This window comes from Rhodococcus daqingensis (assembly GCF_042665615.1).
Taxonomy (GTDB): Bacteria; Actinomycetota; Actinomycetes; order Mycobacteriales; family Mycobacteriaceae; genus Rhodococcus_G; species Rhodococcus_G daqingensis.
The window spans coordinates 205,335-227,816 of record NZ_JBHTCS010000012.1 but is presented as its reverse complement, the minus strand read 5'-3'; the positions used below and the strand labels follow the sequence as shown (position 1 = coordinate 227,816).

Below are 22,482 nucleotides of genomic sequence, written 5' to 3'. Positions count from 1 at the left end.
CATGTCGATCGAGCCGCTGACCCCGTACCTCGAGGACGGGATCGAAGCCGATGCAGAACTTCGGATGTTCTGCTTCCATCACGCGGGGGGCGGGTCACCGATGTTCCGGGCGTGGCATCGCGCCCTCGGCCCGCACGTCACGGTCGTGCCCGTGCACCTGCCGGGCCGGGGCAGGCGCTCCGATCACGATCGGTTCGTCGATCTCGACGACCTTCTGGACGACCTCGAAGATCAGCTCGCCGAACACCTTTCGGCACCACATGTGTTCTTCGGACACAGCATGGGTGCACTCGTCGCCTACCGATTGGCGCGGCGCCGCGACGCCCGCGGACTCCGGCTTCCGGAGGCACTGCTGCTCTCGGCATACGCAGCCCCCCACCTGCCAGCACCGCTGCCGCCGATCGACCACCTGGACGACGTCCTGCTCGCGCAGTTTCTCACCGCCATCGGCGGGCTGCCCGCCGAGGTCCTCTCCTGGCCCGCCTGGCTGGAGTCCGCGCTGCCGGTGATCCGGGACGACATCCGGATGTGCGCCGACCACCGTGACCCCGGGGAGGCGCCGCTGGCCTGCCCGATGCACCTGTTCGGGGCCGACTCGGATCCGCTGGTGAGCGAGATCGACCTGCGCGCCTGGAGCCGACACACCACCCACATCATCGACGTGCGGATCCTCGAGGGCGGTCACTTCTACCTCGACGAGTCACCCGACGAGCTGTTCCGCCTGCTGCGACCGCTGCTCCGCGACTACGCGCGGACCGCTTCCTCCGACCACGGGAAGTGAACCGACAATGCTCAGACGCCTCGCCACCGCCGTCGTCGCGCGTCCACGCCTGGTCCTCGCCACTGCGCTCGTCTTCCTCGTCGCGGCCGGGGTGTTCGGCGCGGGTGTGACGAGCCACCTGAAGGTCGGCGGATTCGACGATCCCGGATCCGAGTCGTCCGAGGCCGGACGGATCCTCGAAGGCACCTTCGGCGGTTCGACGCCGAACCTGGTGCTGCAGGTGACCGCCCGCAGCGGAGATGTCGACAGCCCGGGAGTTGCCGAGGCCGGGCGCCTGCTCGCCGAGCGCGTCGGCTCCGAGCCAGGCGTCACCGAGGTGGGCTCCTACTGGTCCTCGAACTCGGCGGACCTCCGAAGCTCGGACGGACGCTCCGCGCTGATCCTCCTCCATCTCGCGGGCACGCCGGAACAGGCGGCGCGGAGCACGGAGGGCATCGTCGATCGACTGCCCGCCGACGACCCGGCCGTGCAGGTGCGGGCGGGCGGAAAGCTCGGTCTGGCCAGCGAGATCGACACCCGGGTCGACCAGAACCTCAAGCTCGCCGAGTCGATCGCACTGCCGACGACGCTGGTGCTCCTGGTCGTGGCCTTCGGCGGCATCGTCGCCGCCCTGATGCCGCTCTCCCTCGGGATCGCCTCGATCCTGACCACCCTGCTGGTCCTGCTCGGGCTGGCCAAGCTCACCGATGTCTCCCTCTACGCGCTGACGGTCGCCACCGCCTTCGGGCTGGGCCTGGCCATCGACTTCGGGCTGCTGATGGTCTCCCGGTTCCGCGAGGAACGGTCCGGCGGTCTCGAACCGCGAGAGGCGGCGATCGAGGCGGTCGCGACTGCCGGCCGGACCATCGTCTTCAGCGCCGCGACGGTGACGGTCGCGATGACCGGCCTGCTGGTGTTTCCCACATACTTCCTCCGGTCCATCGGGCTCGCCGCGATCGCCGTCGTGACGGTCGCCGCGGTCAGCGCAGTGGTGGTGCTCCCCGCGCTGCTCGCCCTCCTCGGGTCCCGCGTCGACTCGCTCGCCGTGCTGCGCCGACGCGACGGGCTGGCCACCGATTCGCGCTTCTGGCGGCGGACCGCGGCGGCGGTGACCCGCAGGCCAGGACGGGCCGCGATCCCGGTCGTCGCACTGCTGATCGTCATGGGCATCCCGTTCCTGCACGCGCAGTTCGCGACCCCGGACGAACGCGCACTGCCCGCCGGCTCCGCGGCCCGGCAGGTGACCGCCTCGATGCGTTCGGACTACCCCGCCGACCAGACCGACGCCGTGACCCTGGTGACCACCACCCACCGCGAGTCCCTCGGCCCGCTCGCGGCCCAGATCTCCACCCTGGACGGCGTGGCGTCGGCCGAGGGCGGGCCCGGCCGCTACGCGCACGGCGTGCAGGTCGCGGGCCCCGGCGGCGCGAGCGCCCGATTCGACTCGGGCACAGCCGGTTACCTCCTGGTGCACCCCGACGCCGACCCGCAATCCGTTTCCGCACAGGACCTGGTCCGCGCGATCAGGGCGCTGCCCGGAGTGCACGAGAACCAGATCTCGGTGGGCGGGCCCACGGCCGAGCTGCTGGACAGCCGGTCGGCGATCATGAGCCGGCTCGGCCTCGCCCTCGGCATCATGGCCGCCGCCACGTTCGTGCTGTTGTTCCTGCTCACCGGCAGCGTCGTCCTGCCGCTGAAGGCGCTGTTGCTCAACGTCCTCGTCCTCGCCGCGGTGCTCGGTGCGATGGTGTGGATATTCCAGGACGGTCACCTCGCCGGGCTGATCGGGGCGACACCGGCGCCGCTGAACATCGCGATGGCGGTGTTGCTGTGCTGCATCTCGTTCAGCCTGTCGGTGGACTACGAGATCTTCCTGCTCAGCAGGATCAAGGAGGCGCGCGACGCAGGCGCGAGCACCGAGGATGCCGTGGTGGTCGGGCTCGGCCGGGTGGGCCGCATCGTCAGCAGCGCCGCGGCCCTGTTGACCGTCACCCTGCTGTCCTTCTCCACCGGGCTGTCGTTCATGCAGATGTTCGGCATCGGCACCGCGCTCGCGGTCCTGGTGGACGCCACCCTGGTCCGTGGCGTCCTGGTGCCCGCCTTCATGGCCGTCGCGGGCGAGCTCAACTGGTGGGCTCCCCGGCCGCTGCGGAGGCTGCATCGCGTGATCGGACTGAGCGAGACGGCGGCCCGGCACAGCCGACCCGCCGTGCCCGCCCCGCCCGTCTCACCCGTGCCGGTCCCTGTGGCGCCGTACTGACGATCAGGGGACCTCATCGTCGCCCTCAGATATCCCGTCGGCGTGCCTGCGGATCTGTCGTTCCCCCTGCCCTTGCCAGCGGCGCAGTTCGGCGTCCTGGCGTGCCCGGTAGCGGGCGAGCGCTCCGGAGACGAGTTCGTCGAGGTGGTGCCGGTGGTTCACCCGCGGCTTCTGTTCCGGGTCGATGTGCGGCGGTGCGGTCCATTCGGTGCGGCCCGGATACTCTGAATCAGGCGGTGCAACATCGGTTTTCCATCCGCCAGGGCCGTCGTGAACGAGCGCATGACAGCAGTCGCAGGCGAGGTCCTCGTTGGTGATGTCGGTGCGGCCGTCGTCCTTCCACTCTCGGATGTGATGGACCGCGGCGAGGGTGGCAGGCGCGTCACAACCGGGGCGGGTACACCCACGGGACGCGGCGATGAGCGCAAGCCGCTGATCGGCGGAGGCGAGACGTCTGCTGCGGCCGAGGTGCAAGGGCCGGCCGTTGTGGTCGAAGAGGACGAGAGCGGGATGGGCACGTTCGGCCATCCGGAGGGCGTCCTTGATCGGGACGATGCCGCCGGAGGCCGTGGTGACGACCCCACTGGCGTCCTCGAGTTGCTGCAGCGTCATCGTGATGATCGCGGTCACGGGCAGGCCACGATGGCTGCCCAGCACTCCGGACGAGAGAAGCTGCTGCAGGGCCACTTTCATGGCGTCGTGGTTACGTTGCGCCGGGGTGCGGGTGTCACGGGCCGCGGCTTTCGCGAGGGCCGTGCGGTCGAGAGTCGACGCATCGACGTCCCCGGAGGGAGATTCTGGATCGTCCGGGTTGTTCATTCCGGGCCGGGCGAGCTTCGCGAGAACCGGGTCGAGGAGGGCGCGCAGTTCGGGGTCGAGCATGCCGGAGATCGGCGTCATGAGGTCGGCACCCTGCTTACCGATCCGGATGCCGCGGCGGCGCCTGCGTTCACGCTCGTCGGGAAGGTCTCCATCCGGGTTGAGGTGCGCGAGCAGGTGGATGCCGATCTTGGTCACGTCTTCGGGGGTGGTGGAGCGGGCGGCGTCGGCGAGAATCTTCTCGGCGATCGTGATCTCGTCGACTCCGGTGCCGTGCGGGATCTTCCGCATGGTCTTCGCGATGGCGGCGACGTGGTCGGGTCCGATCGCTCCGGCACGGACGGCCGACGCGGTGGCCGGCAAGGTCGCGTCCATCTCGTCGCCGCCGACGGTGTGCCAGGTGCCGACCTTGGTGGCTCCCTTCACGCGTTTCGCGGCGTCGGATGCTGCGATGCGGAGCGTCGTGACGAGGAAGTCGTTGATCGACCGACAAGCCAGGTTTCCCGGGATGGACCGTTCGACGGATTCCACGATCAGGCGGTGCCCCACCCCGGACGCCTTCCGGAGCGACGTCTCCACCCGCTGCAGGGTCTTGACGACATCGGCCTCGGAAAGCCCCGACAGTGGGTCGGTGAGCAGGCCCTCGACGGCGGCGTCGAGGGCGGCCAGGTGCCGTTCCACCTGGCCACACCCTCCAAGGCCCCCATTAGAAAGCATGTTCGAATTGTAGCCCGCCCCTCCGACACGTATCGGCGATCCGAGTAGCAGCGAGCCGCTACACGAAGTAGTCCTCGTCGACCTCGAGGACGGTGACGGCCTGCCGGGCCCGGACGGTAAGGTCCGAACGATGCGGCACATCGGGATTGCGGGCGTGACGGCCGAGGGCGCCGCCATTGTCCTCCAACAGATCTGCCGGATCTCCGAGCACTCGATCGGGTTGCACGAGAACCCCGAGATCACCCTGCACATGTTCTCCTTCGCCGAGCATGTCAACGCCGGTCCGGACCGGCTGGACACCTGGGCGAGCCTCCTCGAGGCCTCCGCGGCGAAGCTCCACGCATCCGGCGCCGACTTCATGATCTGTCCCTCGAACACGCCCCATGAGGTCTACGACCGGGTCGCGTCGCGCCTGCCGATCCCGTGGATCAGCATTACGCACGCTGTCCGCACTGAGGCGGATGCCCGCGGACTGCGGCGCCCGCTACTGCTCGGGACGAGGTACACCGCTGCGAGCGGTGTCTACGACCGCGCGTTCGCGAGCGCCGCTTCGCTCGTGGCCCCATCCCCTGCGGAGACCGACCGGATTCACGAGATCATCACCGGTGAGCTGGTCAGGGGGATCCGCAGCGGAGAATCTTCGGACTATCTGGCGACGCTGATCCGCAGGCACGCCGAATCGGGTGGCGACGCCGTGATCCTGGGCTGCACCGAGCTGCCGATGGTGGTGGACGATGCCAATTCCGCTCTGCCCCTGCTCGATTCGACGAAGATACTGGCCGCCACGGCCGTCGAGTACGCGCTCGACGACTGAATCATCCTCATCGGCGACCCGGCTCACCCGCGGCCGGGCCGCATCGTCACGATGGTGGTGGGGATCTTGTCGGTCTCACCGAAATCGGGTGGCAGGCATCGCGACGGACCAGTAGGTTCGGTAACCACCCCCACTCTGCGCCGCCGGCCGCCGGCATGACCCCCGTTCCCACCATCCGAAAGGTCCACCGTGACCGAGTCCACCCGTCTCGAGACCGACGGGGTCGCCGACGCAGGCGACCGAATCGAACGGCGCCACCTCCAGGTGATCGGCGTCCTGCTGGTAGCCAGCTTCGTGGTGATCCTCAACGAGACGGTGATGTCCATCGCCATCCCCGTCCTGCAGGTCGAATTGGGCGTACCTCCGAGCGTGGGGCAGTGGCTCACGACCGCGTTCATGCTCACGATGGCGGTGATCATCCCGCTCACCGGCTACCTCATCCAGCGCATCCCCACCCGCACCCTGTTCACGCTCGCCATGTCGCTGTTCACGGCGGGAACTCTCATCGCGTTCGCCGCACCCGGCTTCGTGTGCTGTTGATCGCCCGCATCGTGCAGGCGTCGGGGACGGCCATCATGCTGCCGCTGTTGATGACGACGATCATGACGCTCGTACCGCCCGCTCGCCGGGGGGCGATGATGGGCAACATCTCCATCGTGATCGCGGTGGCGCCTGCCCTCGGCCCCACCGTGTCGGGTTTCATCCTCGACCACTTCGGGTGGCGCTGGATCTTCGGATTCGTGGCCCCGTTCGCGCTGGTGACGCTGGTCGTCGGCGCACGGTTCCTCGTGTCGGTGTCCGAGACGACGACGGCGCGCATCGACCTCTTGTCGGTCCCACTCGCGGTACTCGGATTCGGTGGCCTCGTGTACGGCCTGGTGAGCATCGGCGAATCGGCGCAGGGATCCTCGACGATCCCGGTGTGGTTGCCGTTCCTCATCGGTGCGGCCGCGATGTTCGGCTTCATCGCCCGACAGACCAGGCTGCAACGCGAGGATCGCGCCCTGCTGGACTTGCGCGTGTTCGGATACCGCCAGTTCACCATCGCCGTCGTCGCGATGCTGGTCGGCATGGGAACGATGATGGGCACCTTCATCATCGTCCCGTATTTCGCGCAGTCGGTGATTCACCTCGACCCGTTCGAAACGGGTCTCATCACACTCCCGGGCGGCCTTCTCATGGGTCTCGCCGGACCGATCGTGGGCCGCGTCTACGACAAGCGGGGTCCGCTCGTGCTGGTCATCCCCGGATCGATCCTCGTCAGCGTCGGTGTGTGGATGCTGACGGCGGTGAGCACCTCGACCTCGCTGTGGTGGCTGCTGTTGTCGAACATGGCGCTGTGCCTTGGTCTGGCGGCGACGTTCACACCGCTGATGACATCGGGATTGGGATCGGTGGCCCCGCACCTCTACGCGCACGGTTCGGCGGTGGTGGGCACGTTCCAGCAGGTTGCCGGTGCTGCGGGCACGGCATTGTTCGTCACGGTGATGACGGTGGTCTCCTCGCGATCCGGTGATGCTGCCGATTCGCCCGACGCCATCGTCGAGGGTGTGCGGGCGGTGTTCCTCGTCGCCGGGATCTTGTCGTTCGTGCTGATCGCGGCATGCCTCTTCGTCCGCAAGCCGGCGGACGCGGCGGAACCGGCAGGCGACGCACCTGTGGACGTACCCGCCTAGCGGCGGTTCGTCTCACCCGCGTCCGTGCCGCAGCGTCGCGATCGTGGTGAGGATCTTGTCGGTCTTGGCGGTGCGGGTGAAGCTGGTCAGCGCCATCAGTGCGGGCATCCGCCTGCGGGCCACGGCCTTCGAGTAGGCGAACTCCTTGAGCCCGTCCGGGCCGTGGATCCGGCCGAAGCCGGACTGGCCGACCCCGCCGAACGGCAGCGAGGGGATCGCCGCGAACGCGATCACCGAGTTCACCGCCGTCATCCCCGACCGGATCCGGCGGGCGAGCTCGGCGCCGCGGCGCTTGCTGAACACCGCCGAGCCCAGGCCGTAGCGCGAGGCGTTGGTGCGCTCGATCGCCTCGTCCATGTCACGAACCCGCGCGACCGTCAGCGTCGGGCCGAAGGTCTCCTCGGTGACCGCGATCGAGTCCTCGGGGACATCGACGAGGATGGTCGGCTGAACCAGCTTGTCTCCCACCGCGTCCGGGCCACCGACCACCGCGCGGCCGCCCCGCTTGATGGCGTCGAGCACGTGGCTGCGCACCACCCCGGACTGAGTCGGCATGGTCATCGGGCCGATCTTCGCCTCGGGATCGGTGCCCGCCCGCACGCCCTCGGCCAGCGCGACGAGCTTGGCCAGGAACGGCTCATACACCCGCTCGTGCACATATACCCGCTCGGTGCCGACGCAGGTCTGCCCCGCGTTCGACATCCCGCTCCACAGCGCCGCGTCGGCGGCGGCGTCGAGGTCGGCGTCGGCGTCCACCAGCAGCGCGTCCTTGCCGCCCGCCTCGATGACCACCGGGGTGAGGGTGTCCGCGCAGGCGGCCATCACCTTCTTGCCGGTGGCGGTCGATCCGGTGAACGCGAGCTTGTCGACGCCGGAGCGGCACAGCGCCTCGCCGGTCGGCCCGAGTCCCGTGACCAGTTGCAGCACGGGATGTTCCGGCACCACCTGCGCGAAGGCGTCGACGAGCCAGGCCCCGACGCCGGGGGTGAACTCGCTGGGCTTGAACACCACCGCGTTGCCGGCCGCGAGCGCGTAGGCGATCGAGCCCATCGGGGTGAATACCGGATAGTTCCACGGCCCGATCACGCCGACCACCCCGAGCGGGAGGTACTCCACGCTCGCGGCATGGTCGATCATCTCCAGCCCCGATGGAACCCGCTTGCGCCCCAGCACCTTCGGCGCGTTCTTGGCCGCCCAGGCGAGATGCCCGATCGCCATCACGGCCTCGAGCTGCGCGTCGGAATGCGGCTTGCCGGTCTCGGCGTGCATCACCTCGGCCAGCTGGGCGATCCGGCGGGTGAGCACCCCGGCCCACGCGTCCAGGTGGGTCCGGCGCTGCGCGAAGCTGAGCCCGGACCACCACTTCGCCGCGGCCCGCGCGCGCTCGACCGTCTCGGCCACTGCTTCCGCATCCTGCACGGGGTAGGTACCGACGACCTCACCCGTCCCCGGATCCAAGGAGTCGAAGGTGGCGCCGGCGCCGGTCGTGGGGTCGGTCTCGAGCGTGGTCATGTCATGTCCTCGAATCTGGTTGTCGTCAGTGGTGGTCATCGAATTGCGGGCCTGCCGAGAATCAGGTCCGCGGCCTTCTCGGCGATCATGATCGTGGGGGCGTTGGTGTTGCCGCGGGGCACGGTCGGCATCACCGAGGCATCGACCACCCGCAGCCCCTCGACCCCGTGCACGCGCAGCTGCGGATCGACGACGGCGTCCTCACCGCCACCCATCGTGCAGGTGCCGACCGGGTGGTACAGGGTCTGGCACCAGGCGCGGATGTGGTCGGCCAGGTCGCTGTCGCTGTCCATGCGGGCAGGCATGCTCGGCCCGGCGAGATACGCCGCGATCGCGGGCTCACCGGCGATCTCGACGGCGCGCCGGCAGCCGGCGAGCATCGCATCCATGTCGACCTGCTCCGCGAAGTACGCGGGATCGATCTCCGGCCGCCACAGTGGGTCCGCCGAACGCAGCCGCAGCCTGCCGCGGCTGGCAACGCTGACCAGGGTGACCCCGGCGGTGAACCTCTTGCCCACTGGTTCGCGCAGGCCGTTGTCGTAGAAGCCCGAGGCCGCCACCAGGATCTGGAGATCCGGCGCCGGGAGGCCCTCGCGGCTGGCGAAGAAAGCCCCGCCCTCGCCCACATTGGAGGCGAGCGGGCCCCGGCCGGTGACCTGCCATTGCGCGAGCCGCAGCGGCGTGGAGAAGTCGGCGAGGTCGGTGGTGTTCCTCGTGTTCCACAGCATGGGGGTGACCGGGTGGTCCTGCAGGTTCTCGCCGACCCCGGGAAGGTTCACCGCGACGTCGATGCCCAGTTCACGCAGGTGCCCGGCGGGCCCGATCCCGGACAGCATCAGCAGCTGCGGGCTGTTGATGGCCCCGCCGCTCAGGATCACCTCGACGGAGGCGTGCGCGGTGCCCTCGACGCCGTCGCACAGGTACCGGACGCCGACCGCACGCGTGCCACGCAGCAACACCTGGGTGGCGAGAGCGCCGGTGCGCACGGTGAGGTTCGGCCGCCCCAGCGCCGGCCTCAGGTAGCCGTCGGCGGTGGACCAGCGCCTGCCCTTGTGGCAGGTGACCTGATAGCGGCCCGCCCCCTCCTGCTCGGCGCCGTTGAAGTCCTCGGTCGGCTTGATCCCCGCCGACACCGCGGCGGCGACCCAGGCGTCGGTCAGCTCGTGCGTGTAGCGCCGGTCTTCCACCCGGAGCGGGCCGTCGGTGCCGTGAAACGGGCCCGAGAGACGCGAATTGTGTTCCGCGCGAACAAAGTAGGGCAGCACATCCTGGTACCCCCAGCCCTGCGCGCCGTGCTCGTCGCGCCAGCCGTCGTAGTCGGCCGGGTTGCCGCGGATGTAGATCATCGCGTTCATCGACGAGCAGCCGCCGAGCGCCTTCATCCGCGGCCAGTACGCGCGGCGCTCGTCCAGGTGCTTCTGCGGGGCGGTCTCGTAGTTCCAGTCCCACTTGGTCTTGAACAGGGCCGGGAACGCCGCCGGGATCTTGATCTCGTCGGCGTCGTCCTCGCCACCGGCCTCGAGCAGCAGCACGGAAACGCTCGGGTCCTCCGTCAGGCGGGCCGCCAGCACGCACCCGGCACTCCCCGCCCCGACAATGACGTAGTTGAACACGTCTTGTCTCAACCCAAACTGTTTGACCCCAGCCCGCTCCGACGCGGATTCTCCAGCCACGGGCGCTCCTCGACCTCGGTGGTGCCAACGCGATGTGACGGGCGTCTCATCGCGCCCACCCAGTCTAGGAACACCGCGGCGTCGCCACAGCCGTTCACTCGACGGCGAGCATGACCTCGGTCGACTTCACGAGAACGGTCGTCGGCACCCCCGGCGCGAGGCCCAGCTCCTCGACGGCCTCCTTGGTGATGGAGGCGGTCACGATCTGGTCGCCCCCGTCGAGGCGCACCTTCACGGTCGCCATCACGGCGCCGACGGTGACCTCGGTGACGACCCCGGACAGCTGATTGCGGGTGGACAGACGCATGGACGGCCTCCAGATCGACGAGATGACGGACGCCACGCTACCGAAGGCGGCACAGGCCACGGCACACACGAAACCGCATTGACGGAGAGAACTAGTTCATATAGCGGCAACAGCGGAGTCCACTCCGCGAAATACCCGCGGATCAAGATCTGCATGCGACCCGCGGCGGTCGCCTGACCGGGTGCCTGGCACCGACTGTGACCGGAAGGAGGGGCGGTGGGGGAGCAGCAGCCTGACGCCGTGGTCAAGACGGTGTGCGCGTACTGCGGGGTCGGGTGCGGCATGACGTTCGACGTCCGCCGCGACCCGGCTACCGGACTCCGCCTCGTCGCCAAGGCCGCCGGGGACAAGTCCCATCCGACCAACTCCGGGCGCCTGTGCACCAAGGGCGCCACGACGGCCGACATGCTCGCCGCCGGGGGACGCATGGACACCGCCCAGGTCCGCCCCTCCCGGGGCGAGCCGCCGCAGCCCCGCGACGTCGACGCCGCGATCAGCGAGGCGGCGGCGCGCCTGCGGTCCATCGTCGACGAACACGGCCCCGACGCGGTCTCGCTGTATGTCTCCGGCCAGATGTCGCTCGAGGCACAGTATTTGGCCAACAAGCTCACCAAGGGCTTCATCGGCACCAACCAGATCGAATCGAACTCCCGGCTGTGCATGGCCAGCGCGGGCAGCGGCTACAAGCTGTCCCTCGGCGCGGACGGCCCGCCCGGTTCCTACGAGGACTTCGATCACGCGGACGTCTTCTTCGTGATCGGGGCCAACATGGCCGACTGCCACCCCATCTTGTTCCTGCGATTGATGGACCGGGTGAAGGCCGGGGCGAAACTCATCGTCGTCGACCCGCGGCGCACCACCACTGCGGAGAAATCCGATCTGTTCATGCAGATCAAGCCGGGAACCGATCTCGCGCTGCTCAACGGCCTGCTGCACCTGCTCGTCGCGAACGGACACACCGACCAGGAGTTCATCGACGAGTTCACCGAGGGCTGGGATGTGATGCCGAGCTTCCTCGACGACTACTCGCCGCAGCGGGTCAGCGAGATCACCGGCATCCCCGAGGACCGGATCCGCCAGGCCGCCGACTGGATCGGATCCGCGCGGAACTGGATGAGCTGCTGGACGATGGGGCTGAACCAGAGCACCCACGGCACCTGGAACACCAACGCGCTCTGCAACCTTCACCTGGCCACCGGCGCGATCTGCGAGCTCGGCAGCGGCCCGTTCTCGCTGACCGGTCAGCCCAACGCCATGGGTGGGCGCGAGATGGGGTACATGGGGCCCGGCCTGCCCGGCCAACGCTCGGTGATCTCCGAGGCCGACCGGGAATTCGTCGAGGACCGGTGGCGCATCCCGAGGGGATCGCTGCGCACCGAGGTCGGCGGCGGCACCATCGAGATGTTCGGGCGGATGGCGGCGGGCGAGATCAAGGCGTGCTGGATCATCTGCACGAATCCCGTTGCCACGGTAGCCAATCGCAAGACCGTCATCGAGGGCCTCGAGACCGCCGAGCTGGTCATCGCGCAGGACGCCTTCCTCGAAACCGAGACCAACGACTACGCCGACATCATGCTGCCCGCGGCGCTGTGGGCCGAGTCGGACGGGGTGATGGTGGGCCCCGGTACCGGCATCGCCCCGTTCCGCGGGTTCCTGCACGAGCGCCGCGCGCTCGGACATTCCGGACCGAACTGGCTGTTCTTCGGCGAGCAACACGCCGCGACCGATTTCTACTACCGCGACGAGATCGAGGCGATGCACCGGGACGGCTTCCTCACCGAGCTCGAGCTTGCGTTCTCGCGCAATCAGGAACAGAAGGTCTACGTTCAGGACCGGATGCGCGAGCGCGGCGCGCAGCTGTGGGTCTGGCTCCAGAACGGCGCCCACTTCTATATGGGTGCCTCGACCCGGACGAGGCGAAGGCATACGTGCGGTCCCTGGCGGCCGACAAGAGGTACGTGCGCGATGTCTACTGACCCAACGGCGATTCTGCACCAAATCGAAACCGCAGTTGCGGAGAATCATGTATCGAATCAACGCAAACCCTGTTCTAGAGTTCATCGTATGACGCGAACGCGGAACCGGATCTTTCTCTGCCCTTCTCTTGGTGGGCGTCGCGCCGGACTGACCGAACTACGGGTGGTGGACCTCGGCGTGAGCTGACCACCGCAACGCTCACGAACCTCGATAGGCATCGAAAGACGTTCCAACGGAAGGATTCACGTGTCGTCCATACGGATCAAGGACGCGGCCGCGCTGCTCGGGGTCAGCGATGACACCGTCCGTCGCTGGATCGACGGCGGCAGCCTCGCCGCATCGAAGGACGAGTCGGGGCGCAAGGTCATCGACGGCAAGGCCCTCGCCGATTTCGCCCGCGAGCACGCGACGCCCCCGCCGGACCCGCTCGGGGTGGGCAGCTCCGCCCGCAACCGCCTCGTCGGCCTGGTCACCAAGGTGACCTCCGACAAGGTGATGGCCGAGGTGCAGATGCAGTGCGGCCCCTTCACCGTCGTCTCGCTGATGAGCAGCGGATCCGCGGCCGAACTCGGGCTCGAGCCCGGGAAGGTCGCCGTGGCGGTGGTCAAGGCGACCACCGTGATCGTCGAAACCCCAGGAGGAATGTCGTGACCCGCACGTCCCGCGCGATGCGCATCGGCCCGACAGCCGCGGCGCTCGCCGCGCTGACCGCCGCCACCCTCGTCGCCGGCTGCTCCAGCTCGGACTCCGAGCCGGCCGGGGAGGCCACCACGTCCGCGGCGACCGCACCGGTCAGCGGCGACATCACCGTCTTCGCCGCCGCCTCGCTGAAGAAGACGTTCACCGAGCTCGGCGAGAAGTTCGAGGCCGAGCACCCCGGCACCAACGTCGAGTTCAGCTTCGCCGGCTCGTCCGACCTGGTCGCGCAGCTCACCCAGGGCGCGCCCGCGGACGTGTTCGCCTCCGCCGACACCAAGAACATGACCAAGGCCGTCGATGCCGGGCTCACCGTCACCGACCCGGTGAGCTTCGCGACCAATACGCTCACCATCGTGACCCCGCCCGGCAACCCGAAGAACATCGCGACCTTCGCCGACCTCGCGAACCCGGGCAACCAGGTGGTCGTGTGCGCGCCGCAGGTGCCGTGCGGCGCGGCGACCCAGAAGATCGAGGAGTCGACCAGCACCGCGATCACACCGGTCAGCGAGGAATCCTCGGTCACCGACGTGCTCGGGAAGGTCACCTCCGGCCAGGCGGACGCCGGACTGGTGTACGTCACCGACGCCGCGGGCGCGGGCTCCGCCGTCACCACGATCCGGTTCCCCGAGTCGTCGGGCGCGGTGAACACCTACCCGATCGCCGAGCTCAAGAGCTCCGAGAACAGCGCCACCGCGGCGGAGTTCGTCGAACTCGTCACCGGCCCCACCGGCCGTCAGGTGCTCGCCGGGGCGGGATTCGGCGCACCGTGACCCCCATCGGGGCGCTCCGCGCCGTGCCTCGCCCCCGGGAGACCGGGGGCGATGTCGCCGTGGGACTGCCCCGATGGGTGTATCTGCCCGCCGCGCTCGGCGCGTTCTTCGTGATCCTGCCGCTGGTGGCGATGCTGCTGGAGATCGACTGGGCCCACTTCGTGCCGCTCGTCACCTCCGAATCATCTAGGGCCGCACTGCTGTTGAGCCTGCGGACCGCCACCGCGAGTACGGTGCTGTGCGTGCTCGTCGGCGTCCCGATGGCGCTCGTCCTGGCCCGCAGCAGCTTTCCCGGCCAGTCGGTTCTGCGCTCGCTGGTGTTGCTGCCGCTCGTGCTGCCTCCCGTGGTCGGCGGCATCGCGCTGCTCTACACCTTCGGGCGGCAGGGATTGCTCGGGCAGCAGCTCGAGGCCTTCGGGATCCGGATCGCGTTCACCACCACCGCGGTGGTCCTCGCTCAGACCTTCGTCGCGCTGCCGTTCCTAGTCGTCAGCCTCGAGGGCGCGTTGCGCACCGCCGGCAGGCGCTACGAGACGGTCGCCGCGACCCTCGGCGCCCGGCCGACGACCGTGCTGCGCCGGGTCACCCTCCCGCTGGTGCTCCCCGGGCTGGTCTCGGGCGCCGTGCTGGCCTTCGCGCGCTCGCTCGGGGAGTTCGGCGCCACCCTCACGTTCGCCGGCTCCCTGCAGGGCGTCACCCGGACCCTGCCCCTCGAGATCTACCTGCAGCGCGAGACCGATCCGGAGGCCGCGGTGGCGCTGTCGCTGCTGCTCGTCCTGGTGGCCGCGCTGATCGTGATCGGCTCCAGCAGGCGACGGGCCGGCGGTGTGCTGTGAGCGGCCTTCGGGTTCACGCCCGCCTCGACCATCGCGGCGTGGAACTCGACGTCGAACTCGACGCCGGGCAGGTGCTCGCGGTGCTCGGCCCCAACGGGGCGGGCAAGTCCACCCTGCTCGCGCTGATCGCCGGACTGGTTCGGCCCGACCACGGCCGCGTCGAGCTGGACGGGCGTGCACTGACCGACACGACGACGGGGGAGTTCCTGCCCGCGCACGCGCGCGGCGTGGCGATGCTGTCCCAGCAGGCGCTGCTGTTCCCGCACCTGAGCGTCGCGGAGAACGTCGCGTTCGCGCCGCGCAGCCGCGGCGAAAACCGTTCCGCGGCACGCGAGATCGCCACCCGATGGCTGCGGGATGTCGATGCCGAACCGCTCGCGGGCAGGCGGCCGTCGCAGCTGTCCGGCGGCCAGGCCCAGCGGGTCGCGATCGCCCGCGCCCTCGCCGCCGACCCGCGGCTGCTGCTGCTCGACGAACCGATGGCCGCGCTCGATGTCGGCTCGGCTCCCGCGGTGCGCCGCCTGCTGCGCCGGATCCTGCGCGAGGAGCAGCGCACCGCCGTGCTCGTCACCCACGACGTGCTCGACGCGCTCGCACTGGCCGACCACGTGATCGTCCTGGAGTCCGGGCGGATAGTCGAGCGGGGGACGGTGCGCGAGGTGCTGACCACTCCCCGCAGCGATTTCGCGGCCCGGATGGCGGGGGTCAACCTCGTGCCCGGAACGATCACCGAGCCGGGACTGCTCCGGACCCCGTGGGGCACAACGCTGTCCGGTATCGGTGATGCGGAGGCGGGCACCGAGGCCGTCGCCCTCTTCCGTCCGGGCGCCGTGGCCGTGCACCTCGAACCGCCCGAGCACGCCAGTCCACGCAACGTGATCCCGGTGACCGTCGCGGAGCTGGACGTGCACGGGAACACCGTCCGGATCAGGGGAGCGGATCACCCGGACGGCAGCACCGGGCCCGCCGCCGACGTGACGGCCGCCGCGGTCGCGGACCTCGACCTGGCGCCGGGGCAGCACGTCTACTTCGTGGTCAAGACCCAGGAAATGGAGCTGCATCCCGCGCTGGCGCCCTGATATCGGTCGCCGTTTGTCGGTGGGTCTGCCTATCGTGGGCCCATGAGCATCCCAGCCATGATCAGCGTTTCGGGACTCGCGCGCACGTTCTCGACCAAGACCGGACCCGTCGAGGCCGTCAAGGGCATCGACTTCCAGGTGTACGAGGGCGAGATCCTCGGCCTGCTCGGTCCCAACGGTGCGGGCAAGACGACCACGCTGCGCATGATCAGCACCCTCATCAACCCGACCGCGGGCGAGGCCGTGATCTCCGGCGCCGACCTGCTCCGGGACCCGCGCGGGGTCCGCTCCCGGATCGGATACGTCGCGCAGGGCGGATCCACCAACGAGGAGGAGCTCGTCCTCGACGAGCTGATCCTGCAGGCCCGGCTCTTCGGGCTCAGCAAGGCGACCGCCACCGCGAATGCCGAGGCGCTGCTCGCCGCCCTCGACCTGGACGGCCTCGGCGGCCGAAAGTGCAAGCAGCTCTCGGGTGGTCAGCGCCGACGGGTTGACATCGCGCTCGGGCTCGTGCACCAGCCGAACCTCATCTACCTCGACGAGCCGACCACCGGGCTGGACCCGCAGAGCCGTGCCAACCTGTGGGATCACATCCGCTCGCTGCGCGACCGCGGCACCACCATCGTGCTCACCACCCACTACCTCGACGAGGCCGACGCCCTCTGCGACCGCATCCTGGTGATGGACCATGGGGAGATCGTCGCGGAGGGCACGCCCGACGAGCTCAAGCGCCGCATCTCGGGCGACGTGATCAGCCTCGAGATCGCGCCGGAGCTGACGGCGCGCGCGATCGCGGTCGCCGACGACGCCCTCGACCTGCGCTCGCAGCTCACCGAGGGCCATCACGTGCACCTGACCGTCGAGCACGGCGACGCGGCGGTCATCCCGCTGTTGCACGCGCTGCAGGGGGCGGGCATCGTGCCGGGCTCGCTCACCGTGAAACGACCCAGCCTCGACGACGTGTTCCTGACCGTGACCGGTCGCTCGCTTCGGGACGGAGACCAAGCATGAGCTTTCTCAACGAGACCGGCCTGATCTTCTGGGCCCATCTGCGCGCGAACCTGCGCAACCCGCTGTGGGTGCTGATCGGGCTGACCCAGCCGATCCTCTACCTGGTGCTGTTCGGTCCGCTGCTCGAGGGAGTCGCCAGCCCGATGGGCGCGGGCACCGACCCCTGGCTGCTGTTCACGCCGGGGCTGATCATGCAGATCGGGCTGTTCGGCTCGATGTTCGCGGGCTTCGCGATGGTCTACGAGCTGCGCTCCGGGATCATCGAACGCCAACGGGTCACCCCGGCCAGCCGCGGGGCACTGCTGCTCGGCCGGGTGCTCAAGGACATGGTGGTGCTCATGGTCCAGGCCACCATCCTGACCCTGGTGGCGGTGCTGCTCTTCGACCTGCGGCCCAACCCCCTCGGCTTCCTGCTGACGCTGATCCTGGTCGCCATCATCGCCGCCGGGATGTCCTCCGCCTCGTACGCGCTCGCGCTGGCGACGCGCTCGGAGGATTCGCTGGCCTCGGTGCTGAACATGGTTTCGGTTCCGCTGCTGCTGCTTTCGGGAATTCTGTTGCCGATGACCCTCGGCCCCGGGTGGCTGCAGACCCTGGCGCGGCTCAACCCGCTCTCGCATACCGTCGACGCGGCCCGCGCCCTGTTCCGCGGCGACTTCGGGTCCTCCGACGTCTACATCGGCACCCTCGTCACCATCAGCCTCGCGCTGGTGCTGGGGCTGATCGGGGCCCGCACGTTCGCGAAGGAGAACGCATAGGTTCCGCTAGCCTCGAGCCATGCGTCCGACTGCCTTGATCACGGGGGCGAGCCGCGGCCTCGGCGCCGCCATCGCCCGCGAGCTCGCCCCCACCCACGACCTGTTGCTCGGGGCGCGCAGCCCGGAGGCGCTGAGCCCGATGCTCGAGGAGCTGCCCGGTGCCGTCGGCTGGCCGGCGGACCTCACCGATCACGACGCGGTGGCGGCAGCCGCGGCGGGCATCGAGCGTCTCGACGTGCTGGTGCACAACGCCGGCGTGGCCGACCTCGGCACGGTCGCCGACACGACCGCCGAGGTGTGGCGTCGGACGTTCGAGGCCAACGTGGTCGCGGTGGCGGAGCTGACCCGGCTGCTGCTGCCGGCGCTGCGGTCCGCGAACGGGCATGTGGTGCTGATCAATTCGGGCGCCGGGCTTCGTGCCAACGCCGGCTGGGGCGCCTACGCGGCCAGCAAGTTCGCCCTGCGCGCCTTCGGCGATGCACTGCGGCTGGAGGAGCCCGCACTGCGGGTGACGTCGATCCACCCTGGGCGGATCGACACCGACATGCAGCGCGACATCGTCGCGACCGAGGGCGGCGAGTACGACCCGGGCCAGTTCCTCAAGGCCACCACGGTCGCGGGCGCGGTGCGGGGCGCGATCGAGACGCCGCGCGACGCGCACCCGACCGAGGTCGTGCTGCGGCCGATCGCGCGGTCGTGAGCGCCTGATCCTCGAGCATCCACCGCCTCGTCACCGCCGTGGCGGTGCAGCTCACGCGCGGCAGTCGCAGGGCGAGCGAGTGTGACCACTGGCCGGGAAACAGGATTCTCACGGCGTCACGGTGGGTCCTAGCGTCCATGGCACGCAACGCCCAGAACCACGGCGTCATCGGCAGGACTCGAGATGGTTTCGACCGTGAGCGCGAGGACGACCGTCACCGCCTATCCGGTTCGAGGGCTGTGCCCCGGGGTATGCCCGGCCGAGCCCGTGAGTCGGCGGAATCGGTGTTGTTGCACGACGTCTCGACGCGACAGGAGACCACCCATGACATTGCATCCCGAAGTAGCCGCCATGCTCGAGGCGCTCGACAAGGGCTTTCCGGACGTGACCGCCGTGCCGCCGCCGGACCTGCGCGAGGTGATCCGCAGCCGACGCGCGCCGCTGCAACGGCAGCCGGACATGCGGGAGGTCCGCGACGTCATCATCGACGGGCCGGGCGGCGACCTCGCGCTGCGTGTCTTTCGTCCCCACCACGACGCACCGGAACTGCCGGTGGTGGTGTTCGCCCACGGCGGCGGGTTCGTGTTCTGCGACCTCGACAGCCACGATGAATTCTGCCGGTCCATGGCGCAGGGTGTCGGGGCAGTGGTGGCATCGGTGGACTATCGCCTCGCGCCCGAGCATCCCGCCCCGGCAGCCCACGACGACGTGTACTGCGCCCTCGAGTGGATCGCGAAGCACGCGGCAGACCACGGCGGCGATCCGACACGGATCGTGCTGGCGGGCGACAGCGCGGGCGGCAACCTCGCGGCCACCGTGGCGGTCGCGGCCCGCGACAACGGCGGACCGGACGTCGCGGCGCAGGTACTGATGTACCCGGTGATCGACGATGATTTCGACACCGAGTCGTACCGGCTGTACGGCACCGGGTACTACAACACCACCAGGGCGATGCAGTGGTACTGGCAGCAGTACGCGCCGAACGGGACCGACGACGCCCGCCTGGTCCCGACCCGCGCACAGAGCCTGGCCGGCCTTCCTCCCGCGGTCGTGGTCACCGCCGAACTCGATCCGCCGTGTTCGGCGGGGGACGCGTACGCGCAGCGGCTTGCCGGCGACGGGGTTCCGGTGCGGCATCGGCGATTCGACGGGCTCTTCCACGGCTTCCTGACGATCCCGGCGCTCTCGTTCACCGCGCCCGCGCGCGAGGAGATCTGGGCCATGATGCGCGACGTGCTCGCCGCCGCGGACGGCGAGGTGTAGCCATGCTGACCGGCTTCTCGCTGGAGAACCGAATCGCCGTCATCACGGGCGGTGGGCAGAACACCGGGCTCGGTATCGCCCACACCCTGGCCGCCGCCGGCGAGTTCGTCACCGGCCAGACGATCCGCCTCAGCGGCGGCTCCTACGCCGGCCGCTGACGGTCACAAGGAGTGGAAACTGTTGTAGCACTTCGGGTTCGTTCAGATGCTGCGCCACACTCTGCGGATATCTACCAACGCGCTTGTGCACCACACCATTACGATGTTCGGAGTAGTTCATGACCGGAGTACTTACAGGTAGGACGGCCCTCGTCACCGGCAGTAGTCGCGGAATCGGGCGGGCCATCGCGCAACGTCTGGCCGCCGAGGGAGCAACTGTCGTGGTCACCGCGCGCTCGCGGCGGCCGAGCTCGTCGATCAGGGCCGAGCAGAGCACCGTGATACCCGGCTCACTGGACGAGACTGTCGCGCTCATCGAGGCCGTCGGCGGGAAGGCGATCGCGATCCCGGCCGATCTCGAGGACGCCGACGCTCGCGACAGCCTCGTCAACCGGGTCGTCGAGTCCACCGGCGGCATCGACATCCTCGTCAACAACGCCGGCTTCGCCGACTACGCACCGATCGAGGACATGAGCCTCGAGACGTTCGACCGAACCATCGAGCACTACCTGCGCGCACCCTTCGTGCTGTCGCGGGCGGCGATCCCGCACATGCGTGAGCGGGGCGCCGGCTGGATCGTCAACATCGGCTCGTCAACCGGCATGGATCCGATCCGACCGTTCCGCGACTACAACAAGACGTCCGGCGACGTGATCTACGCGTCGACGAAGGCCGCCCTGCACCGGATGACCCAGGGTCTCGCCGCCGAACTGCTCGACGCGAACATCGCCGTCAACGCCGTCGGACCCTCCACTGCGATCATGACTCCGGGCGCCGCGGCACTGCTGCCCACGGGGTACGAGACCGAACCGGTCGAGTACCTGGCCGAGACGGTGTTCGCCATGTGCAGGCTGCCCGCTGCGGAGCGAACCGGACTCGTCGCGTTCAGCCTGCACTTCCCGTGGCACCACGACGTGCCGGTGATGACCCTCGACGGGCGTGCGGAGATGCCGCGGCGGGAGCCGCCGGCGTGGACCAACCCGAACATCAAGCCGTCGGGTATCGCCGCGCCGAACTGAACCCCGGGCGGGCACCGCGGTGGGGAGGTGCGTCAGGCGACCAGCTACGAGGCGCGCTCGACCAGGACGCAGCGGGCGCCGGAGAAGATCGTCGGCATGCACTTGTTGCAGTGGATGCACAGTGACCTGGTCCGCTCGTCCCGCTTGATCCGGTGCACCAGGTCGGGCTCGCGCAGCAGCGCACGCGCCATCGCGACGAACTCGAAGCCCTCCGCCATCGCCGTGTCCATGCCGGCCTTGTCGGTGACGCCGCCGAGCAGGACCAGCGGCATCGACACCGCCGCCCGGATCTGGCGGGCCTGCTCGAGCATGAACAGGTCCCGATACGGGTAGGCATGGATCATCTGTTTGCCCACCAGTTGCACGCCGAGCTTGATCGGCTGTGGCATGGCGTCGGCGAACTCACGGATCGGGGCGTCGCCCTTGAACAGGTACATCGGGTTGAGCAGGGAGCTGCCCATGGTCAGCTCGAGCGCGTCGACGCTGCCGTCCGCCTCGAGCCACTGGGCCACCTGGATGGCCTCGTCGATCCAGAAGCCACCGGGGACGCCGTCGTCCATGTTCAGCTTGGCGAGGATCGCGACCTTGCTGCCGACGGCCTTGCGAACGGTGCGCGCCGTGTCCAGAACCACCCGGGCGCGGTTCTCCAGCGAACCTCCGAAGGCGTCCTTGCGGCGGTTGAGCTTCGGGCTGAGGAACGAACTCGCAAAGTAGTTGTGGCCGAAATGGATCTCCACCGCATCGAAGCCGGACTCGACCGCCAACTCCGCCGCCGTTCCGTGCGCCTCGGTGATCCGCGCGATGTCGTCGCGGGAGGCACTGCGGATCATCCGCATGCTCAGCGGGTTGAACGACCGAGACGGCGCCAACGCGCGGAATCCGGTGGACTTCTGGTTCGCGACCGGGCCTGCGTGCCCGAGTTGCGCGGATGCGGCCGCACCCTCCGCGTGGATCGCATCGGTGAGCCTGCGCAGTCCCGGGACCACCTCGGGCCGCATCCACAGCTGCCCGTACTCCGTGCGGCCCTCCGGCGCCACCGCGCAGTACGCGACCGTCGTCATGCCGACCCCGCCCGCGCTCGGACGGCGATGGAACTCGATCAGCTCGTCGGTGACGAGGGCATTCGGCGTCTTGCCCTCGAAGGTCGCCGACTTGATGATGCGGTTGCGCAGCGTCAAAGGTCCGAGCTTCGCCGGAGCGAAAACGTCTGGGTGATCGGTCACGATCGGCCTTTCCGTAGTGCGTGGCCCGACCGTAGGCGCACGACCTACCGGACGCGGCGCGATCGCCCACTGAGCGGGAGCTCCGAAGACTCCGCGCCCGGCACGACCTTCCCCACCACCGGATCACCACCTCGGGCGGGCGGGCAACACCTCCGCGGGATCCGGCGTGAGGACCAGTTCCATCGCGCCCGCGTCGGACTCGAGGTGCCGGAGATCTGGAAGCCCGGGTGCCAGGTCCTCGATGCCGGCCCCGCCGGCGGGCGCCGACACCTCGACGGAGGCCACGCGGCCCGCCCACAACGAGAGCGCCCCGAGCAGGACCAGCAAGGCCAGCAACGGCGCGACGCCACCGAGGAGGCCGCGGCGCCTGTCGCGCGGCGCCGACATCGACGACGTACCTGACGCAGGAACGTGTCCGAGGACTCGCGTCGATCTGTTCACGGAGATCACA

General features: G+C 69.4%; 20 protein-coding genes and 1 pseudogene. 15 read left to right on the top strand and 6 right to left on the bottom strand.

Annotation, left to right across the window (positions count from 1 at the left end):
- Position 1: 1 nt before the first annotated feature.
- Together ACFQS9_RS11315 and ACFQS9_RS11310 are read left to right on the top strand one after the other, a co-directional pair.
- Complete coding sequence (locus tag ACFQS9_RS11315; protein ID WP_378404546.1) at positions 2-781, top strand: thioesterase II family protein; 780 nt, start codon at positions 2-4, stop codon at positions 779-781.
- Positions 782-788: 7 nt separating this feature from the next.
- On the top strand, positions 789-3,020 hold the full coding sequence (locus ACFQS9_RS11310; RefSeq protein WP_378404544.1) for an MMPL family transporter: 2,232 nt from the start codon (positions 789-791) through the stop codon (positions 3,018-3,020).
- Positions 3,021-3,023: 3 nt separating this feature from the next.
- Here the strand turns inward: ACFQS9_RS11310 and ACFQS9_RS11305 are convergent, their stop codons facing one another.
- Positions 3,024-4,556, bottom strand: coding sequence for an HNH endonuclease signature motif containing protein (locus tag ACFQS9_RS11305; RefSeq protein ID WP_378404542.1), 1,533 nt, complete (start codon positions 4,554-4,556; stop codon positions 3,024-3,026).
- A 130-nt stretch (positions 4,557-4,686) separates the two neighbouring features.
- On the opposite strand from ACFQS9_RS11305, the gene ACFQS9_RS11300 reads away from it, so the two are divergent.
- Positions 4,687-5,370, top strand: coding sequence for an aspartate/glutamate racemase family protein (locus ACFQS9_RS11300; RefSeq protein WP_378404540.1), 684 nt, complete (start codon positions 4,687-4,689; stop codon positions 5,368-5,370).
- Between the two features lie 189 nt (positions 5,371-5,559).
- Positions 5,560-7,046: pseudogene (locus ACFQS9_RS11295) on the top strand (MDR family MFS transporter).
- Between the two features lie 12 nt (positions 7,047-7,058).
- Here ACFQS9_RS11295 and ACFQS9_RS11290 read toward each other — a convergent pair.
- From ACFQS9_RS11290 to ACFQS9_RS11280, 3 genes are all read right to left on the bottom strand, one after another.
- Complete coding sequence (locus ACFQS9_RS11290) at positions 7,059-8,558, bottom strand: aldehyde dehydrogenase family protein (RefSeq protein ID WP_378404539.1); 1,500 nt, start codon at positions 8,556-8,558, stop codon at positions 7,059-7,061.
- A 35-nt stretch (positions 8,559-8,593) separates the two neighbouring features.
- On the bottom strand, positions 8,594-10,171 hold the full coding sequence (locus ACFQS9_RS11285; protein ID WP_378404537.1) for a GMC family oxidoreductase: 1,578 nt from the start codon (positions 10,169-10,171) through the stop codon (positions 8,594-8,596).
- A 154-nt stretch (positions 10,172-10,325) separates the two neighbouring features.
- Positions 10,326-10,538 (bottom strand): TOBE domain-containing protein, encoded by a 213-nt coding sequence (locus ACFQS9_RS11280; RefSeq protein WP_378404535.1) that lies wholly within the window; start codon positions 10,536-10,538, stop codon positions 10,326-10,328.
- A gap of 282 nt (positions 10,539-10,820) precedes the next feature.
- Between ACFQS9_RS11280 and ACFQS9_RS11275 the strand changes: the two genes are divergently transcribed.
- The 11 genes from ACFQS9_RS11275 (at position 10,821) to ACFQS9_RS11225 (ending at position 20,808) form a co-directional block, all read left to right on the top strand.
- Positions 10,821-12,701 carry a molybdopterin-dependent oxidoreductase gene (locus ACFQS9_RS11275; protein WP_378404636.1) on the top strand — a complete coding sequence of 627 codons (1,881 nt, stop codon included), beginning with the start codon at positions 10,821-10,823 and terminating at the stop codon, positions 12,699-12,701.
- A 60-nt stretch (positions 12,702-12,761) separates the two neighbouring features.
- Positions 12,762-13,166, top strand: a complete 405-nt coding sequence (locus tag ACFQS9_RS11270) for a TOBE domain-containing protein (protein ID WP_378404533.1) — start codon at positions 12,762-12,764, stop codon at positions 13,164-13,166.
- A 17-nt stretch (positions 13,167-13,183) separates the two neighbouring features.
- Positions 13,184-13,984 (top strand): molybdate ABC transporter substrate-binding protein, encoded by an 801-nt coding sequence (gene modA, locus ACFQS9_RS11265; protein ID WP_378404633.1) that lies wholly within the window; start codon positions 13,184-13,186, stop codon positions 13,982-13,984.
- 5 nt (positions 13,985-13,989) lie between these two features.
- Positions 13,990-14,820 carry an ABC transporter permease gene (locus tag ACFQS9_RS11260; RefSeq protein WP_378404631.1) on the top strand — a complete coding sequence of 277 codons (831 nt, stop codon included), beginning with the start codon at positions 13,990-13,992 and terminating at the stop codon, positions 14,818-14,820.
- Complete coding sequence (locus ACFQS9_RS11255) at positions 14,817-15,899, top strand: sulfate/molybdate ABC transporter ATP-binding protein (RefSeq protein WP_378404532.1); 1,083 nt, start codon at positions 14,817-14,819, stop codon at positions 15,897-15,899. Before ACFQS9_RS11260 ends, ACFQS9_RS11255 begins: the two co-directional genes overlap by 4 nt.
- Positions 15,900-15,941: 42 nt before the next feature.
- A complete protein-coding gene (locus ACFQS9_RS11250) occupies positions 15,942-16,910 on the top strand; it encodes an ATP-binding cassette domain-containing protein (RefSeq protein ID WP_378404530.1) in 969 nt (322 codons plus the stop codon).
- Positions 16,907-17,668, top strand: coding sequence for an ABC transporter permease (locus tag ACFQS9_RS11245; protein WP_378404528.1), 762 nt, complete (start codon positions 16,907-16,909; stop codon positions 17,666-17,668). The genes ACFQS9_RS11250 and ACFQS9_RS11245 overlap by 4 nt, the downstream gene beginning before the upstream one ends.
- 19 nt (positions 17,669-17,687) lie before the next feature.
- A complete protein-coding gene (locus ACFQS9_RS11240; RefSeq protein ID WP_378404526.1) occupies positions 17,688-18,368 on the top strand; it encodes an SDR family oxidoreductase in 681 nt (226 codons plus the stop codon).
- 324 nt (positions 18,369-18,692) lie between these two features.
- A complete protein-coding gene (locus tag ACFQS9_RS11235; protein WP_378404524.1) occupies positions 18,693-19,631 on the top strand; it encodes an alpha/beta hydrolase in 939 nt (312 codons plus the stop codon).
- A 2-nt stretch (positions 19,632-19,633) separates the two neighbouring features.
- Positions 19,634-19,789, top strand: a complete 156-nt coding sequence (locus tag ACFQS9_RS11230; RefSeq protein ID WP_378404522.1) for a hypothetical protein — start codon at positions 19,634-19,636, stop codon at positions 19,787-19,789.
- Positions 19,790-19,908: 119 nt separating this feature from the next.
- Positions 19,909-20,808: an SDR family NAD(P)-dependent oxidoreductase gene (locus tag ACFQS9_RS11225; protein ID WP_378404520.1), complete on the top strand. Its 900-nt coding sequence runs from the start codon at positions 19,909-19,911 to the stop codon at positions 20,806-20,808.
- 44 nt (positions 20,809-20,852) lie between these two features.
- Here ACFQS9_RS11225 and ACFQS9_RS11220 read toward each other — a convergent pair whose 3' ends face one another.
- Both ACFQS9_RS11220 and ACFQS9_RS11215 read right to left on the bottom strand, forming a co-directional pair.
- Positions 20,853-22,031, bottom strand: coding sequence for an NADH:flavin oxidoreductase (locus ACFQS9_RS11220; RefSeq protein ID WP_378404518.1), 1,179 nt, complete (start codon positions 22,029-22,031; stop codon positions 20,853-20,855).
- Between the two features lie 123 nt (positions 22,032-22,154).
- Positions 22,155-22,418 carry a hypothetical protein gene (locus ACFQS9_RS11215; RefSeq protein ID WP_378404516.1) on the bottom strand — a complete coding sequence of 88 codons (264 nt, stop codon included), beginning with the start codon at positions 22,416-22,418 and terminating at the stop codon, positions 22,155-22,157.
- Positions 22,419-22,482 lie beyond the last annotated feature (64 nt).

What these genes read in the sequence shown, in the direction of transcription:
- ACFQS9_RS11230 (WP_378404522.1), top strand. Translation starts at nt 19,634, where the DNA reads ATGCTGACCGGCTTCTCGCTGGAGAACCGAATCGCCGTCATCACGGGC.
- ACFQS9_RS11305 (WP_378404542.1), bottom strand. Translation starts at nt 4,556, where the DNA reads ATGCTTTCTAATGGGGGCCTTGGAGGGTGTGGCCAGGTGGAACGGCAC.
- ACFQS9_RS11250 (WP_378404530.1), top strand. Translation starts at nt 15,942, where the DNA reads ATGAGCATCCCAGCCATGATCAGCGTTTCGGGACTCGCGCGCACGTTC.
- ACFQS9_RS11280 (WP_378404535.1), bottom strand. Translation starts at nt 10,538, where the DNA reads ATGCGTCTGTCCACCCGCAATCAGCTGTCCGGGGTCGTCACCGAGGTC.
- ACFQS9_RS11215 (WP_378404516.1), bottom strand. Translation starts at nt 22,418, where the DNA reads ATGTCGGCGCCGCGCGACAGGCGCCGCGGCCTCCTCGGTGGCGTCGCG.
- ACFQS9_RS11235 (WP_378404524.1), top strand. Translation starts at nt 18,693, where the DNA reads ATGACATTGCATCCCGAAGTAGCCGCCATGCTCGAGGCGCTCGACAAG.
- ACFQS9_RS11225 (WP_378404520.1), top strand. Translation starts at nt 19,909, where the DNA reads ATGACCGGAGTACTTACAGGTAGGACGGCCCTCGTCACCGGCAGTAGT.
- ACFQS9_RS11245 (WP_378404528.1), top strand. Translation starts at nt 16,907, where the DNA reads ATGAGCTTTCTCAACGAGACCGGCCTGATCTTCTGGGCCCATCTGCGC.
- ACFQS9_RS11240 (WP_378404526.1), top strand. Translation starts at nt 17,688, where the DNA reads ATGCGTCCGACTGCCTTGATCACGGGGGCGAGCCGCGGCCTCGGCGCC.
- ACFQS9_RS11300 (WP_378404540.1), top strand. Translation starts at nt 4,687, where the DNA reads ATGCGGCACATCGGGATTGCGGGCGTGACGGCCGAGGGCGCCGCCATT.
- modA (WP_378404633.1), top strand. Translation starts at nt 13,184, where the DNA reads ATGCGCATCGGCCCGACAGCCGCGGCGCTCGCCGCGCTGACCGCCGCC.
- ACFQS9_RS11310 (WP_378404544.1), top strand. Translation starts at nt 789, where the DNA reads ATGCTCAGACGCCTCGCCACCGCCGTCGTCGCGCGTCCACGCCTGGTC.
- ACFQS9_RS11315 (WP_378404546.1), top strand. Translation starts at nt 2, where the DNA reads ATGTCGATCGAGCCGCTGACCCCGTACCTCGAGGACGGGATCGAAGCC.
- ACFQS9_RS11275 (WP_378404636.1), top strand. Translation starts at nt 10,821, where the DNA reads ATGACGTTCGACGTCCGCCGCGACCCGGCTACCGGACTCCGCCTCGTC.
- ACFQS9_RS11290 (WP_378404539.1), bottom strand. Translation starts at nt 8,558, where the DNA reads ATGACCACGCTCGAGACCGACCCCACGACCGGCGCCGGCGCCACCTTC.